The 15457-nt window shown below is 69.1% G+C and carries 16 protein-coding genes; 11 read left to right on the forward strand and 5 right to left on the reverse strand.

Going from position 1 to position 15457, the window contains the following annotated elements; genetic code table 11:
* The first annotated feature begins 452 nt into the window (after window positions 1-452).
* Entirely contained in the window at window positions 453-950 is a 498-nt protein-coding gene (locus ACIBHY_RS39755; protein ID WP_397309404.1) for a hypothetical protein, read from the forward strand.
* Between the two features lie 243 nt (window positions 951-1193).
* Here ACIBHY_RS39755 and ACIBHY_RS39760 read toward each other — a convergent pair whose 3' ends face one another.
* Complete coding sequence (locus ACIBHY_RS39760) at window positions 1194-1709, reverse strand: RICIN domain-containing protein (RefSeq protein WP_397309405.1); 516 nt, start codon at window positions 1707-1709, stop codon at window positions 1194-1196.
* A gap of 100 nt (window positions 1710-1809) precedes the next feature.
* Here ACIBHY_RS39760 and ACIBHY_RS39765 point away from each other — a divergent pair, with 100 nt between their 5' ends.
* A complete protein-coding gene (locus ACIBHY_RS39765) occupies window positions 1810-2493 on the forward strand; it encodes a Crp/Fnr family transcriptional regulator (RefSeq protein WP_397309406.1) in 684 nt (227 codons plus the stop codon).
* A 51-nt stretch (window positions 2494-2544) separates the two neighbouring features.
* Here the strand turns inward: ACIBHY_RS39765 and ACIBHY_RS39770 are convergent, their stop codons facing one another.
* Both ACIBHY_RS39770 and ACIBHY_RS39775 read right to left on the reverse strand, forming a co-directional pair.
* The gene (locus ACIBHY_RS39770; RefSeq protein ID WP_397309407.1) at window positions 2545-3183 is read right to left on the reverse strand and encodes a response regulator; all 639 of its coding nucleotides are present in this window, start codon (window positions 3181-3183) and stop codon (window positions 2545-2547) included.
* On the reverse strand, window positions 3180-4283 hold the full coding sequence (locus tag ACIBHY_RS39775) for a sensor histidine kinase (RefSeq protein WP_397309408.1): 1104 nt from the start codon (window positions 4281-4283) through the stop codon (window positions 3180-3182). The genes ACIBHY_RS39770 and ACIBHY_RS39775 overlap by 4 nt, the downstream gene beginning before the upstream one ends.
* A 112-nt stretch (window positions 4284-4395) precedes the next feature.
* On the opposite strand from ACIBHY_RS39775, the gene ACIBHY_RS39780 reads away from it, so the two are divergent.
* The 4 genes from ACIBHY_RS39780 (at window position 4396) to ACIBHY_RS39795 (ending at window position 7563) form a co-directional block, all read left to right on the forward strand.
* Window positions 4396-5076 (forward strand): ABC transporter ATP-binding protein, encoded by a 681-nt coding sequence (locus tag ACIBHY_RS39780; protein WP_397309409.1) that lies wholly within the window; start codon window positions 4396-4398, stop codon window positions 5074-5076.
* Entirely contained in the window at window positions 5073-5792 is a 720-nt protein-coding gene (locus tag ACIBHY_RS39785) for a hypothetical protein (protein ID WP_397309410.1), read from the forward strand. The genes ACIBHY_RS39780 and ACIBHY_RS39785 overlap by 4 nt, the downstream gene beginning before the upstream one ends.
* 509 nt (window positions 5793-6301) lie before the next feature.
* Window positions 6302-6931 carry a class I SAM-dependent methyltransferase gene (locus ACIBHY_RS39790; RefSeq protein ID WP_139635863.1) on the forward strand — a complete coding sequence of 210 codons (630 nt, stop codon included), beginning with the start codon at window positions 6302-6304 and terminating at the stop codon, window positions 6929-6931.
* Between the two features lie 254 nt (window positions 6932-7185).
* Window positions 7186-7563, forward strand: a complete 378-nt coding sequence (locus ACIBHY_RS39795) for a hypothetical protein (protein WP_397309411.1) — start codon at window positions 7186-7188, stop codon at window positions 7561-7563.
* Window positions 7564-7661: 98 nt separating this feature from the next.
* Here the strand turns inward: ACIBHY_RS39795 and ACIBHY_RS39800 are convergent, their stop codons facing one another.
* Entirely contained in the window at window positions 7662-9263 is a 1602-nt protein-coding gene (locus tag ACIBHY_RS39800) for an FAD-dependent oxidoreductase (protein ID WP_397309412.1), read from the reverse strand.
* Window positions 9264-9305: 42 nt separating this feature from the next.
* Window positions 9306-10424 carry an acyltransferase gene (locus tag ACIBHY_RS39805; protein WP_397309413.1) on the reverse strand — a complete coding sequence of 373 codons (1119 nt, stop codon included), beginning with the start codon at window positions 10422-10424 and terminating at the stop codon, window positions 9306-9308.
* Between the two features lie 197 nt (window positions 10425-10621).
* Here ACIBHY_RS39805 and ACIBHY_RS39810 point away from each other — a divergent pair, with 197 nt between their 5' ends.
* The 5 genes from ACIBHY_RS39810 (at window position 10622) to ACIBHY_RS39830 (ending at window position 15092) form a co-directional block, all read left to right on the forward strand.
* A complete protein-coding gene (locus tag ACIBHY_RS39810; protein ID WP_397309414.1) occupies window positions 10622-12490 on the forward strand; it encodes a sensor histidine kinase in 1869 nt (622 codons plus the stop codon).
* The gene (locus ACIBHY_RS39815) at window positions 12430-13101 is read left to right on the forward strand and encodes a LuxR C-terminal-related transcriptional regulator (RefSeq protein WP_397309415.1); all 672 of its coding nucleotides are present in this window, start codon (window positions 12430-12432) and stop codon (window positions 13099-13101) included. The genes ACIBHY_RS39810 and ACIBHY_RS39815 overlap by 61 nt, the downstream gene beginning before the upstream one ends.
* A 139-nt stretch (window positions 13102-13240) precedes the next feature.
* Complete coding sequence (locus ACIBHY_RS39820) at window positions 13241-13819, forward strand: PadR family transcriptional regulator (protein WP_397309416.1); 579 nt, start codon at window positions 13241-13243, stop codon at window positions 13817-13819.
* Complete coding sequence (locus tag ACIBHY_RS39825) at window positions 13816-14631, forward strand: NAD(P)H-binding protein (RefSeq protein ID WP_397309417.1); 816 nt, start codon at window positions 13816-13818, stop codon at window positions 14629-14631. Before ACIBHY_RS39820 ends, ACIBHY_RS39825 begins: the two co-directional genes overlap by 4 nt.
* A complete protein-coding gene (locus tag ACIBHY_RS39830) occupies window positions 14625-15092 on the forward strand; it encodes a hemerythrin domain-containing protein (protein ID WP_397309418.1) in 468 nt (155 codons plus the stop codon). The genes ACIBHY_RS39825 and ACIBHY_RS39830 overlap by 7 nt, the downstream gene beginning before the upstream one ends.
* The last annotated feature ends 365 nt before the right edge of the window (window positions 15093-15457 follow it).

Below are 15457 nucleotides of genomic sequence, written 5' to 3' on the forward strand. Positions count from 1 at the left end.
CTCGCAGGCAGGCTCGATTCCCGAAGAGGCGCCAGCGCGGAAGGATGACCGGTCGTGCTCTTTCGCCTGGCCTATCTCGTTGTCACAAATGCCTTCGCGGCGCTGCGGTTGTTGCCGATGGGAGATCGGGACAAGGACGTCGAGATTCTCGCCCTGCGTTATCAGATCGCCGTCCTCGAACGGGAGCTCGGCGTCGGCGCCAGGGCGCGGTTCGCGCCTGAGGACCGGGCCTTCCTCGCCGCTCTCCTGGCACCGCTGCTCCGCGACGTACCTCGCCGGCTGAGGCTCCTCGTCCGGTCGGACACTGTCGTGCGCCGGCACCGCGATCTCGTGCAACGGCGTCATGCTCGTGCCTGCGTGCCGAAGAGGCGCGGGCGCCCGCCAACCGTCCGTTCCATCCGCGCCCTCGTCCTGCGCTTGGTCCAGGAGAACCTGTCCTGGGGTATCGGAGGGTGCACGGAGAGCTCACCACGCTCGGCACCAAGGTGGCGCCGTCCACGGTCTGGGAGGTCCTCAAGCGGGTCGCCCAGGCCGTCAGGAACCTGGTGATGGATCTGGAGGACACCGGTTGCCGGGCCCGCTATCTGATCCGCGATCGAGACGGGGAAGTTCCCGGCGCTCATGGACGAGATCCTCGCCGAGGCCGGCATTCAGACCGTGCTCACCGGCATCCGGATGCCGCGGATGAACGCGATCATGGAACGGTGGGTCCTGCCGTCGCGAACTACTCGACCGCTGTCTGCTGTGGAACGAACGCCACGTGCGGCACGCTCTGCACGAGTACGAACAGTTTTACCACCGGCACCGCGCCCATCAAGCCCCTTGCCCAGGCGGCCCCGCTGCGTCCCGTCCCGGATACGATCATCGATCAGGAGCGGATCGCGAGTTTGACCATCCGCCGACGAGACCGGCTCGGCGGAATCCTCCACGCGTACTCACATGCGGCTTGAACCGCACGGACGTAATTCACCACCGACACCGCCGCGATCGAACGGTCCTGGCGCGACCGCTACATCCCCTCCCAACAGCTCTACTTCGCCACAGCCCGCCCCACCGACCACGCCGACATCATCGTGTACGACGATCAACTCCAACGGCCTACCTGGGAAGACCGCCTCGAGCCGAATGAGAGCGATCATTAGTGGACAGGCACCCCATGGGTGCCTGTCCACTACCCGGGTGCTGTTGACCGCTCAGGCGGGTACGACCTTCCATTGCTGCTCGCCACCGCCGTGGCAGGCCCAGTGGTAGACGTTCGACCAGTTCCCGTGGATCCGGGCGTCCAGGCAGCCGCCGCTGTTCTCGTTCTTGATCAGCCACCAGCCGTCGGCGTTCTTGCTGACGCGCCAGTACTGGTTGCTCTGCGGGCCGCAGTTCCACGTCATGACACTCGCTCCGTTGTGACGTGACCAGCCCGCCACCTCCAGGCACTGCTGGGTGTCCCGCTTGCGGATGGTGACCAGGTCCCCGATGCCGCCGACCTTGGCGCTCGTCCAGGTCCTGGTCCCCGCCCCCCAGGAGCCGGCGCAGTCGAGCAGGAGGACGATGCTGCCGTTGCCGGCGGCAGGGGCGTTCACGCACAACCGGTCGGCGGCGTGCGGGCGGATGGTGAACGTCTGCGGGAACTCCTCTGCCAGCGCGGAGGCGGGCGGAGTGGCGACCGTCACGAGCGCGGCCGACAGCAGAGCGGGAATCCAGCGAACACGCATGAAGCCTCCCTTGGAGACAGGGGATCTGACTGCTTTCCAGCGTGCTCCGGGCGCTCGGAACCTTCTGCGTCACCTGCCGCACTCGGCTTAGGCTTGCTCGGTGACCGACGCCACAACGAGGGGTTTCATCGGGCAGTTGGCGCAAGGTGATCGGCAGGCGTTGCTCAGCGAAGGCGTCGAGCAGATCTTTCCTGCCCGTTCGGCGCTCTGCGCGCAGGGTGAGATCGGTACCCGCGTGATGCTGATCCTGCGCGGCACCGCGAAGGTCGGCAGAACGCTCTCCGACGGCTCGCACACCGTTCTCGGACTCTGCGGCCCCGGCGACATCGTGGGCGAGGCCTCGGCCGTCGCCGGCGAGGGCAGCGCACGGCTGGCCGCCGTGATCGCCGTGGACTCCGTCACCTGCCGGGTACTGGCCGCCAGCCGCTTCCGCCAGGTGCTGCGCGCGCGTCCTGAGATCTACCGGACGCTGGTCGCGGTCACGAACGACCGGCTGCGCAGAACCGCCGACAATGGTGTACGGCAGGCCGCCCACCCGGTGGCCTGCCGTACAGCGAGAATGTTGAAAGAGCTGGCGGCGCGCTACGGCAGGCCCGCCCCGCAGGGCTTGCTCATCGGGCTGGCCCTGTCCCAGCACGACCTCGCGCTGCTCGTCGGAGCCTCGCGCGAGTCCGTCGTCAGGGCGCTGAGCAGGCTGCGCACCAGCGGAATCATCACCACCAGCCGCCGCAAGATCATCATCCGCGACCCCGACGGCCTCGGCCGCGCCGGCGAGCACCATTGACCCGCACAACAGCCGTCAAAGGGCCCGGCCGGCGGACCGAGGCGTGCTCTTCTACGGCGAATCGGTGATGCCGTGCCGGAAGGCATAGGCGACCGCCTGCGCCCGGTCACGCACGCCTACCTTGGCGAACAGGTTGTTGATGTGGGTCTTGACCGTCGCCTCCGAGATGAACAGGCGGGCGGCGATCTCCGCGTTGGACCGGCCGCCCGCGATCAGGGTGAGCACCTCGACCTCGCGTCTGGTCAGACCGTCGGGCGCGGCCCGGCGCGGGGTGGTGACCGACTCGGCCAGCCGGAGCTGGACGCGCGCGTCGAAGTCCGCCTGCCCGGCCGCGACCGTGGTGATCGCGGTGGCCAGCGCTTCCGGGTCCGCGTCCTTGGTCAGGTAGCCGCGTGCTCCCGCGCGCAGGGCGGCGAAGATCGACTTGTCGTCGGAGTAGGTGGTCAGCACGACGACCTGGACGCCGGGCAGCTCGGTACGGATGCGCCGGGTGGCCTCCACTCCGTCCATGCGCGGCATGCGCAGGTCCATGAGCACGACCTGCGGAGCCAGGTCCCGCGCCAGGCGTACCGCCTCCTCGCCGTCGGCGGCCGCGCCCGCCACCTCGATGCCCGGCAGGAGCCCGAGCAGCAGGACCAGCCCTTCCCGCACGACGGTCTGGTCGTCGGCCACCACCACCCGCACCGTCATACGGGCACCCGCAGCCGCACGCTGAACCCCGCGGCCCCCGGCCCGGCCTCCAGCGACCCGCCGATGAGCTCGGCGCGCTCCCGCATCCCGACCAGCCCGTAGCCGCCGTGCTCCGCCTCGCCCCGCCGTCGCCCTGGTGGGGCGCCATTGTCGCGGACCTCCAGCTCGCACCACGGGCCGAGCCGGCGCAGGGCCAGCGAGACCGCGGCGCCGGGGGCGTGCTTGCGCGCGTTCGTCAGGGCCTCCTGCGCGGTACGGGCGACGGCCAGGCGCGCGCCCGCCGGGAGGGTGTCCACGTCGCCCTCGACGGACACCTCGCACGGCGTCCCGGTGACCGAACGGAACTCCACCGCCAGCCGCTCCAGCCGTTCGGGCAGCGGCAGTTCCTGCCCGCGCAGCGTGTCCAGGGCGCGCCTGGTCTCCTCCAGCCCGGCGCGCGCCAGCCGTACCGCGCGGTCGAGCCGATCCAGCACCTCGGACGGCGGACCACCGCGTTCGAGCAGCAGCCGCGCCCCCTGCAGGTGCACGATCTGCGCCGACTGCGAGTGCGCGAGCACATCGTGGATCTCCCTGGCCAGACGGGCACGTTCCTGGAGTACGGCCTCGCCCGCGCGCGCCTCGGCCACCTGGGCGGCCTGCCGGCGCCCCGAGTAGGCGTACCAGGTCAGATGGCCGAACAGCGCGAAGTAGATCAACCCCAGGCCGGTGCCGATCACGGCGCCTGGCGGCAGCCTCAGCAGGTGCAGCACCAGCCAGGTGCATCCGCTGCCGAGCACCGAGATCGCGATCGCCGGGCGCAGCCCGGTGCGGAACGGTGCCGCGAAGACCAGCAGAAAGGAGAACCCCAGCCCGCTGTACGGTGCCGTGAGGTTGATGGCCAGCCCGCACGCGAGGCTCACCACCAGCAGCCGGCCGTTGCGCGCGGGCGCGTCCTTGAGCAGCGCCCACCCGAAGCAGAACACCCCCGTCGTCCCCACCACGGCCGTGGCGAGGGCGGCGGGCCAGCCCAGCCGCTGCGCCGCGTGCGCGGTGGCCGCCAGCGCGCACCACGAGGTGTCCGCCAGCGCGAGCGCGATCAGTGCCTTGCGTAAACGGGCCACTCGATCACGCTAGCCCGCACCCCCGGACGCAGACATCGGCTCCAGGGTGGAGAACGCCGTTTCCACCCACGGTCGCATGCCCTCCCGGGGCGCCTTGCCGCAAGGTCGGGGCATGACAGCCATCGAGGTCGAACACCTCAGCAAGTCGTTCGGGAAGGTACACGCGGTGGACGATCTGTCGTTCACCGTCGAACGGGGTACGATCACGGCCTTCCTCGGTCCCAACGGCGCCGGAAAGACCACCACACTCCGCATGATCCTCGGCCTGGTCACGCCCATGGCCGGGACCGCGACGATCGCGGGCGTCCCCTACGCCGCGCTGGACCGTCCGATCAGCGAGGTCGGGGCGGTGCTCGAGTCGGCGGCCTTCCACCCAGGGCTGACCGCCGCCGAGCATCTGCGTGCGCTGGCCACCGCCGCCGGGCTCGATCTCGGCCGCGTGCCGCAGGTGTTGGCCCGCACCGGCCTCGCCGGCGCGGCGGACAGGAAGGCCGGCGGCTTCTCCCTCGGCATGCGGCAGCGGCTGGCGCTGGCCGGCGCGCTGCTGGGCGACCCGCGCACGCTCGTCCTCGACGAACCGGCCAACGGGCTGGACCCCGCAGGCATGCACTGGCTGCGCGAGTTCCTGCGCGCGTTCACACTGCGTGGCGGGACCGTTCTCGTGTCGACCCACGTCCTGGCCGAGATCCAGCAGGTCGCCGAGCGTGTGGTCATCATCAACGAAGGCCGGCTCGCCTGGAGCGGGGAGTCGGTCGCCGACCTGGAGGAGCTCTACCTGAAGGTGACGGCGTGAACAGGCTCGTCGCGGCCGAGCTCATCAGGGCACGCGCCAGCCGTACCACGTGGGCGCTCGGCATCATCGCACCGCTCACCTGCGTGCTGTGGACGCTGATGCCCCTGATGCTCCTGCCGGGGCCTCCACGCGCGGAGAGCGTCTACGGAATGACCCAGCAGGCTTATGTCTTTGCCCTGATCCTCGGCATTCTCGGCATGACCGGCGAATACCGGCATCAGACGATCACCTGGTCGTTCCTGATCACGCCGCGCCGCGAGCGGGTCGTGACGGCCAAGCTGGCGGCGTACGGGATCGTCGCGCTGATCCTGGCGCTGGTATCCGCGGCCGCCACGGTGGCCTTCGGCTCCGTCGCGCTGGCCACGCGGGGCCTGCCGCCGATGAGCGCGGACGTACCGGCCGTGCTGACGGGCGCGGTGCTCAGCACGACCCTCTATGGGGTGTTCGGCGTCGCCTTCGGCGCGCTCGTGCGCAACCAGACCACCGCGATCGTGGTCGCCTGTGTCTGGTTCCTGTACGGCGACGCCTTCTTGACGTATCTGATCCCGGAGGTCGCCAGGTGGCTGCCGGCCGGGGCGGCCAGGGCGCTCATCGGCATGCCGGTGCAGGGCGGCGCGTTGCTGTCGTGGTGGGCGGGCGGCCTGCTGTTCTCCGCCTACGTCGCGGCCCTCGTGACGGCCGCCCGCCTGATCACGCTACGCCGGGACGTCACGTGAGCGCGGGGCGCGCCTGGTGCGAGAGAACCCTGGCTGGGGCTATCGGCGGGTGCACGGCGAGCTCGCCACACTCGGCATCACGGTCGCGCCGTCCACGGTGTGGGAGATCCTCAAAACAGGCGGGGCTTGACCCGGTGCCCGAGCGGGCGTGGCTCTATACCTGAGTTGCGACAGCGTTTGTTGGCCGGCCGTGACAGCGGTCGTGTAGTCCGCCGGACTGTGTTGCTGAGTTTTGACAGCACCCAAGTGGTTGCGGTGGGACTATCAGGGTGCTACGCACCGTGAGGGAGCCCACGTGCCTCGCATGTCGAAGGTTGAGCTGTACGCGGCGATCCGCCGCGATGCTCGCACTGGCATGTCCAACCGGGCACTGCAAACGAAGCACGGCGTCGGGTTCCGCACGGTGCAGAAGGCGTTGGCCTGGTAGCCGAGCGAGTCCGATACGACGGCGCAGGATTCGGCACGGGGCCGGAGAACAGCTGAGAATGGGGGGTGTTAACGTCCTTCCCGTGGCGAAGCACCAGGACGAGACCAGGACGGCCTACGACGGGGTCGTCGAGTTATATGCGTCGATGTTCGCTAACCGACTGGAGACGCAGCCGTTCGCACGGAACATGATCGGCACCTTCGCCGAGTTGGTGCGTGGGACGGGGAATTCGCGGGTGGCGGATGTCGGCTGCGGGCCCGGACATCTGACGGCCATGCTGCACGACCTGGAACTGGATGCCTTCGGGCTCGACCTCTCTCCGGCCATGGTCGACCACGCTCGGCGGGCCCATCCGGCGCTGAAGTTCGATGAGGCCCGGATGGAGGAACTCCCCGTTGAGGACGGCGCGCTCGGCGGCGTGCTGGCCCACTACTCGATGATTCACACCCCTCCTGGGGAACTACCCGCGCTGCTCGCCGAGCAGGCGCGTGTCCTGGCGCCGGGGGGCCTTCTCCTGGTCTCGTTCTTCGGAACCGACGCGCCCGAGCCGGTCCGCTTCGACCACAAGGTGACACCCGCCTATAGCTGGCCGGCGGACCGCTTCGCCGAGTTGCTGGCCGGGGCTGGGTTCGCCACATTCGCGCGGCTGCTCCACGACCCGGCCTCCGAGCGGGGCTTCCTGGACGCCCACTTGCTGGCCCGTCTCCGCTAGAGAACGGGCGGAGGTGGGTGCTGCCATTTCTCACCAACATTTCTGCGCCTGTTGATCGCCAACCGCTGTCCAAACTCACCAACAAACGATGTCGCTACTGACCGACGAAATCACGGGCGTCCACCACGTGGGCCGACTTCCTGCGCTCGCAAGCCGACGACCTACTGGCCGCCGATTTCATCGAAACCGTCACTCTCAGCGGGCAACGCCAGTACATCCTGGCCGTCATCGAGCACGCCACCAGGCGGGTGCGCGTGCTCGGCACCACCGCGCACCCGAGCGCCAGCCGGGTCATCCAAGCGATCAGGAATCTGGTGAGCGATCTGGACGATGCGGGCTGCCGCGCGCGCTTTCTGCTCCGAGACAGGGATGGGACGTTCCCGGCCCTCACGGACGAGATCCTCACCGAGGGCGGCATCAAGACGGTGCTCACCGGCATTCGGATGCCGCGGATGAACTCGATCATGGAGCGGTGGGTGCAGTCGTGCCGTCACGAGCTTCTCGGCCGCTGCCTGATCTGGAACGAACACCACCACCGAGCGCATCGCGCCGGTAGCGTCGCCCCGCCTGGCCCGGCAACGGCTGGATCGGCCGTGACGAGCGGCACCTGCCGGTCACCGACGGCGCGGTAAACGCGGCGCCTACAGCTCCCGGATCAAGGCCCTGGCCGCTCCTGCCACCGGGCCATGATCTCGGTGATCACCGATGACAGGCCCCATCCGGTGCTCATCTACCGATGAGGCTGGATGGAGAGCGCGTGCCGGAAGATGTCAAGTGGGTCCCATCGCGCCTTCACCCTCTGCAGCCTCGGGTAGTTGTCACCGTAATAGAGCCTGGACCAGGGGACACCGGAGGTGTTCAACGCGGGATCGGCCAGATCGGTGTCGGCGTAGTTGACGTAGGCGCCGCCATTGCCGCCGCCGGGGACGGGCACGCCTCCTGTGTTTCGGTACATCGCCTGGTAGAAGGCCCGCACCCATTGGAGATGCTGGGTGCCTTCACCTTCCGTCCACGTCCCCAGGTAGAGGGCTTTCAGGATGGAATCGCGTTCGGCCAGGGCGGTGGCGTCGGAGGCCGTGGCGTTGACGCGACCGCCGTACGAGAAGAGCGCCAGTACCCCGCCAGGCCCGGGGGTGCCGAGGTAGTCGTGGGCGACGCCGATCTGTCGGTCGGTGAACCGCCGACGTAGGTACGCGGACTTCGCCTTGAACCGCCCAGACTCCATGTCGCCGTTCAGCGCTTGATTGCTGACGGCGTGGTACCACGGCATCCGCGCCACCTGAGGGATGTGGGCGGTGGCTTCCACCCCGCGGACCAGATTCACGAAGTAGTCGCCGAGCAGGCGCTCGGCGTTCGGGACCGAGGCGTCCATCATCGTCGGGAGGATCATGCCGCCTGGGTCGCCGCGGTGGGCACGGCTCTGGATCAGCAGGGCGCTCCACAGCCCGGCATAAGGCGAACCGGCATCGCTGTTGCGCTCGTGCCACTCGCCGTGGTTACGCAGCAGGGCGCTGAACGATTCGCGAGACACGTCGCCCCACGACCAGGCGGGCCGACAGACCAGGAGCGCTGGCGGAGGCTTGGGCAGCAGGGTGTGCGGTTCTTTTCCCGCGACCTTCGGGTCACGCATCCAATAGCGGGTAACGATCCCGAAGTTCCCGCCGCCGCCTCCGGTGTGCGCCCACCACAGGTCGCGATGGGGGTCTTCGGGATTTCTCGTGGCGATCACCGCCCGGCATCGGCCGGTGCGGTCCACGACCACCACCTCGACGGCGTGCAGGTAGTCGACCACGGCCCCCAGGCGACGAGAGTGCTGACCGTAGCCACCGCCCGCGATGTGACCTCCGGCTGCCACGCCCCCGCACTGGCCGCCTGGGATGGTCACCCCCCATCCCAGGTAGAGCTTGCGGTAGACCTGCATCAGGGTGGCCCCCGCCTCGACCGCGAAGGCTCCTCGGCTCTCGTCGAAGTACACCTCCGACATCTCGCACAGGTCGATCACCACCTGCGCGCCGTCGCCGACGAGATTCTCATAGCAGTGCCCACCGCTGCGTACGGTGACCCGCTTGCCCGCCCGGACTGCCTCGGATACGGCCTTGACCACATCGTCGGTGGACCCGACCAGGTGGAAGTACTCGGGTCTGGGCTCGAAGCGCTGGTTCACCCGCCGGACGGTCAGGTCTTCATAGCGCGGATCGCCTGGCCGTATCCGAACCGCTCCCATGGGCGGCGCCTCCACGGGGAAGGCTTCGGACGTGCTGAACCCCACAGCGGCTGCCGCGCTGCAGGCCGCCGCTCCGCCGAAGAGCCGGCGGCGTGAGACATCGTTCACGATTGACTTCCTCCTCTTCTCACTGATTCATCTGTGCGTGCCTCAGAGCACGAGCCGACCTACCGGTGCCGTGCGGACGATGGCCGCCACCACCCAGCACAGGGGAAGCGAGAGCGCCGTCGCGAGTACGAACTTCGTCAGCGCGCCGGCGGGCAGGCCGGAGATCGCGACGGACACCACCACGAGCACGCCCGCGTGCAGGACATAGACGGCGTAGGCGTTGGCTGACATGAAACGGCCGACAGGAGTCGGCGCTCCGGCGAATCTCCGGCTGAACAGCCCAAGGATTCCCAGGGACATGCCCACGCAGTAGACGCCGTCGAAGAGCCCATGCGCCACCCGTGCGAGGAGCAGCCGATCGCCTGACGCGTCCGCGCCTCCCAGGGCGAGAGGCAAGAGCGTCACGACCGCCAGGGCGGCGACGGCGAATCCCCAGCCGGTAGCATGTGCTGGGATCGTCGCCAGCCAGCCGCGGCGGTAGGCGATCAACCCGGCGGTGAACATGCAAACGTACTGCGGGAGATATTCGGGCACCGGAAGCTGAAGTACGGGGATGCGAACGCCCGGCAGCAGCACCCGCCAGGCGATGCCGAGCACCGCGAGAAGCACGGCGAAGCCGATGATGGTGCGCGCCCGTAGCGCCGTGGCCGACCGTTGACGAGGGGCCGGGCCAAGGGCCCGGATGGCGGTATAGGCCGCCACGAAGGCCAGCAGCGTCACCAGGAACCAGCCAGGACCCTGCTCGAGTTCACGAAGGTAGAAGTCGAGGTAGGGGGCCGGGGCGCGGGCGTTCTCCATGCGGTACAACGGCAGTTTGGCGAGCGGGACGACGGCGAAGACCACGAGGATCAGCGGGATCCCCAGTCTGATCATTCGATCGGCGAGGAATCGTCGTCCGCCCTTGCGGTCGTAGGAGCCGGGTACGAGGTAGGCGGAGATCAGGAAGAACAGCCCCATGAAGTACGTCTGGTTGAGCAAGAGGAAAAGGTCTAGTAACCGGTCCCATTCACCTGGCGGCGACGGTGTTCCCATGCTCGGCTCGTGGAAGTACCACAGGGCGAAGCTTCCGTACGTCAGAGCGACATGGTGCAGGACGACGAGTACGGTCAGAAGCACGCGTACGCGGTCGAGGTAGTGCAGCCGCACGGCGGTGGCAGTCATGGTGGCCACGCTAGGAGCGACGGCGGGGGCGGGTAATGGGCCTGGCTCCCGGCTCGGGTGGGGGCTGGCACCCATACCGTCGGGGCCACCCGCGTGGTTTCATCGATCGAATGGAAGGGTGGTGGAGGCCCGGCGCGGGCACATGCGCACAGGTGCGTGCGTACGCCGTCGCCCCCGTGCGAGGTCTGATCCTGGTCATGCTGGCGATGCTGGGGCCGCCGCTCCTGGTCGTCTTGTTCGTGACCGCGCACATGGGGCTGCCGTCCCCCGCCTTCTTCTTCGAGCACGCCCGTCGCCTGCCGGCTTTGGCCCGGCGGCTGTCGGGGCGATGGGGCGGAGTCGAGATCCCCTCCCCCTACCATCCGGCGCCGGGTTCGCCGAAGCGTGACCTCGATGGGTGGTATCGCGATGGCGATGATCTGTACCGTTCCGCGGCCGTCCCGGCCTATCTGGCGAGGCTGCGGTGGATCGCCGGCGATTCCGCGACCACACGCGACCTATGGTGGATGGCGCTCAATCCGCTGATCGGCGGACCGCTGGCATTGCTGACGCCGGCGCTGATCAGCGGTGGTCTCGTCGTGGTGTGGCTGCAGCGTCCGGCTCTCGGTGGCGCCGCCGTACTGCTCGGCATCGCCGTGGGCCCGGCGGCGCTGCGCTGGCACGCCCGTTGGACCGGAGCGCTACTCGCGCCCGCACGCGCCAACGCGGGCCAGGTGCTCGGACCGCGCGTGCTCACCGGTCTGCGGCTGTGCGCGAGCGTGGCGCTGGCCTTCATGGCGGTGGTGCTGGCGGTGGTTCAGGTGCTGGCGATCGTCCTGACGGCGACGCGGCTGTGGCCGGACGCGGTGCTGGCCGGACGCCGCTACGTATCCTGGCGCCGGGTGCGACTGGGCGCGTGGACAGGCGTACGAATCGCCGAGCCCTACCGCGGGGAACCGCTGCCGCCCCAGCCAGACCACAACGGGTCATACCGGACGATGTGGGGAGAATTCGGCACCGTGCATCGCACGCGGGAGTCCGCTGCCCGCGCGCGACGGTGGCAGTGGATCGTACGCGATCCCGCCTCTTGGCGTGATCTCGCGTGGCTGTCGCTGGAGCTTCCCGTCGCTGTCGTGCTTGCTGGGCCGGCCGCGCTTATCGCCGGCGGCTTCGTGATCTGCTGGCTGTGGGTGTGGATCCACCTTCTCCGCTCAGTCGGCTGGCAGGTGCCCTGGTCTCCTGACGACCTGCTCCACGCCTCCATGCCGGCGCTGGCCGGGGTGCCGGCGCCGGTCGCCGGTATGGCCGCCGCCGCGTTGGGCATCGCCATCGCCCCCCTGGTCCTGCGCTGGCATGCCCGCCTGAGCCGGTTGCTCCTGGCTCCTTCCAAGGCAGCGGTGATGAGCCAGCGGATCGGAGAGTTGACCACCAGCCGGACACAGCTCAGCGACGCGCAGGCCGCCGAGTTGCGGCGCATCGAACGAGACCTGCACGATGGCGCGCAAACCCGATGGATCGCCGTGGGCATGACCTTGGGCGCGGTCGAAGATCTCATCGCGCGAGACCCGGAGGCCGCCAAGGAGATGGTGGCCAAGGCCAAGGCCCTGTCGGTGAGCGCGCTCGGCGAACTGCGCGAGCTCATCCGCGGCATCCACCCGCCGGTGCTCGCCGACCGAGGGCTCGCGGACGCCGTACGTACCCTCGCCCTCGATGCGCCGCTGGACGCAGAGGTGAGGGCGATCGTCGGCGGCCAGGTCGCTCCGCCGATCGAGGCGGCGGTCTACTTCGCGGTCAGCGAACTGCTGGCCAACGTCGCCAAGCACGCTGAGGCTTCGAAGGTCCTGGTGGACTTACGGCACACCAACGGCGTCCTGAAGGCTACCGTGACCGATGACGGGAGAGGCGGCGCGGCAGCCGGGTCTGGTGGCGGCCTGTACGGCATCCGGCGCCGCCTTGAGGGATTCGACGGCGTCCTCACGCTCGTCAGCCCGCCTGGCGGGCCCACCGTAGCGACCTTGGAGATCCCATGCGCGTTGTCCTCGCCGAGGACGCCTTCCTCCTCCGAGAAGGGCTCATCCACCTGCTGAAGGCACACGACATCACCGTCGTGGCCGCCGTTGACACCGGTGAGGACTTGCTGGACGCGGTCACCGAGCAAGGGGCTGACCTGGCGATCGTCGACGTACGGTTGCCGCCCACCTTCACCGACGAGGGCGTACGGGCCGCTCTGGAGGCGCGCCGGCGCCACCCCGGATTCCCGGTGCTCGTGCTGTCGCAGTACGTCGAGCAGATCTACGCCAGGGAACTGCTGGCAGACGGCGCCGGCGGCGTCGGCTACCTCCTCAAGCACAGCGTCTTCGACACCGGCCACTTCGTCGACGCCCTGCGAAGGGTCGCCTCCGGCGGAACCGCGATGGATCCAGAGGTGATCGCCAAGCTGCTCGGCGGCACCTCGCCGCGGCACCCGGTGGCCCGGCTGACCCCGCGCGAGCGGGACGTACTCCAGCTCATGGCGCAGGGACGCTCGAACGCGGCCATCGCCGGGGAGCTGTTCGTCAGCGAGGGCACTGTCGGCAAGCACATCGCGGCTATCTTCGCCAAGCTCGACATCGAGGCCACCAACGACACTCATCGCCGTGTGCTGGCTGTGCTGGCCTACCTGAATCGGAGACCGGGAGAAACCGTGGTTGCGACGTGAGGTCGCACCCGGTTCGTGATCGCTATCTTGCCAGATGACAACAGGTATCCCGCGACCCCAGGGGAGACGTATCTGACCAACGACTCGCTTGTACTACTCGCGTTTGACTAGCCGGAGCTACTCGTGTTTGAGTAGCCGGGTGAGTGACATTCGCACGTTCGTGCTCGGCGCCCTGCTGCGCGGTCCGATGCACGGGCATCAGATCCGCCGGCAGGCGCAACTGGATCGCACGGAGCTGTGGACCGACATCAAGGTGGGCTCGCTGTATGGGGCCTTGCACCGGCTGGTCGCCGAGGGCGCGATCGAGGTGGTCCGTACCGAGCAGGCGGCGGGTCCGGCGCGGACGGTGTACGCGCTCACCGCGGCCGGGCGCGAGGAGTTCATCGCGCTGCGCGACCGGACGCTGCGCGAGGTCCGGCTGCGGCCTGACCCGGTGGATCTCGCGCTGCACTACGCCGACGATCTCGCCGAACAGGACCTGCGGGCAGTGATCGGCGGCCGGCGCGACGCGCTGATCGCCCGGCTGACGGCCTGGCGGCACCAGCGCGAGCAGGCCGAGCCGTACCTGCGTGGGCTGGAGCCGATGACCTTCGATCACATCACGGCCCGCCTGCGGGCCGAGATCGCCTGGCACGAGAGCCTGCTGGAACAGCTACCGAAACTGCTCGCCGCGAACAACCGCGGCCAAACACCGGCAGCGGAAGGACGGCAGGAATGATTCTGATCACCGGAGCGACCGGTCTGGTGGGGCGGCACCTCATCACCACGCTGCGCAGGGACGGCGCCGAGGTGCGCGCGCTCAGCCGCCGTCCAGAGACCGCGAACCAGCCGCCCGGTGTGCAGGTGGCCGGCGGCGAGCTGGGCGAGCCGGCGTCGCTGGCGCCGGCGCTGACCGGCGTGGAAGCGGTGTACCTGTTCTCCGCCGGGCGGGCGGCCGGCGGATTCGCCGCGTCCGCCGGACGTGCCGGGGTCAAGCGGGTCGTGGTGGTCTCCGGGCTCGACGACGACCCCGCCCACGTGGAGCGGCCGCTCACCGACGCCGGGCTGGAATGGACCCATCTGCGGCCCAGCGCCTACGCCTCCAACGCGTTGCGGCACTGGGGCGACATGATCCGATACCAGGGCGCGGTCCGTGCCCCGTACCCGGACGCGGCGACCGCACCCGTCCACGAGGCCGACCTCGCCGCCGTCGCCGCGATCGTTCTCAGGGGCGGACACGCGGGCCGGCGCTACTCGCTCACCGGGCCGCAGTCGCTGACCTTCCGCGAGCAGGTCGCCATCCTCGCCCGCGCGCTGGGCCGTGAGCTCTCCTTCGTCGAGGAGACACCGGACCAGGCCCGTGAGCGGATGACCCGCTACGGTATGCCCGGCTCCATCATCGACGAGCTCCTGGCCATGTGGGCCGCCACCGCCGGAGTGCCCGCCACCGTGTCACCCGCCGTCGAGCAGCTCACCGGGCTGTCCGCCCGGGGTTTCGCGCAGTGGGCCGACGAGCACGCCGACGACTTCCGCAGAGCACCGTCATGCTGAGCAACCGCATCTTCGCCTGGCATCGGGAGTTGCAGGACGTGCACCACCGCCTGGAAAGGGCGCTGGAAGACGCCCGCAGGGCCATCCGCTCCGGCGAACGAGCCCAAAGCCTCAAACCCGAACTCCGCGACTTCTGCTACACCTTCTGCACCGCCCTGGGCAGCCATCACCGCAGCGAGGACAGCGACTTCTTCCCGGCCTTGCTGCGGCAGATGCCCGAACTTGAGCCTACGATCGCCCGCCTGAGCCGCGAGCACGAGACCCTCGCACGCCTGCTCACCGACTTCCAGCTGAGCCTCGACGATCCGCAATCCTCACCACAGCAGCTCTTCCAGCAGATCAACGACATCAAGGCCGCGATGAAGGCTCATTTCGGCTTCGAGGAAGGCTCCCTGAACCAGGCACTGCGCGCTCTTGACGTTCCTGAGAGCGACAAGAACCGCATGTTCGGCGACGTCTGACTGCCGCGCCCTGCATCCTCCGAAAGATTGGCAAAGGGACAGGATCGCGCAGCCAGACAGGGCGCCGCGGACGATTCGCCGGATCAAGCAGGGCGACAGCCGCCACTGAATCGCCCCGGCTTTGGTGGAGAGCTCGACGGTTGATCGCTAGGGCTTCGTTGGGCCGATGATGTCGAGCGTAGTAGATCTTTGGATCGCCCTGGTTGCCCAAGGGTGTCGGGACGGTTGGCGGCGTAGCGTGACGAGGGTGAGCGCACCACCGGGCCTGTGTGACGAACTCACCGCCGACATCGCTCTGGCCGTTCTGTCCCGCGAGAAGCCGGGCACCCTACTGGGTCGTCGACGCCCAGACCAGCATGCTCACC

It is taken from the genome of Nonomuraea sp. NPDC050547 (assembly GCF_044457345.1).
Lineage (GTDB): Bacteria > Actinomycetota > Actinomycetes > Streptosporangiales > Streptosporangiaceae > Nonomuraea.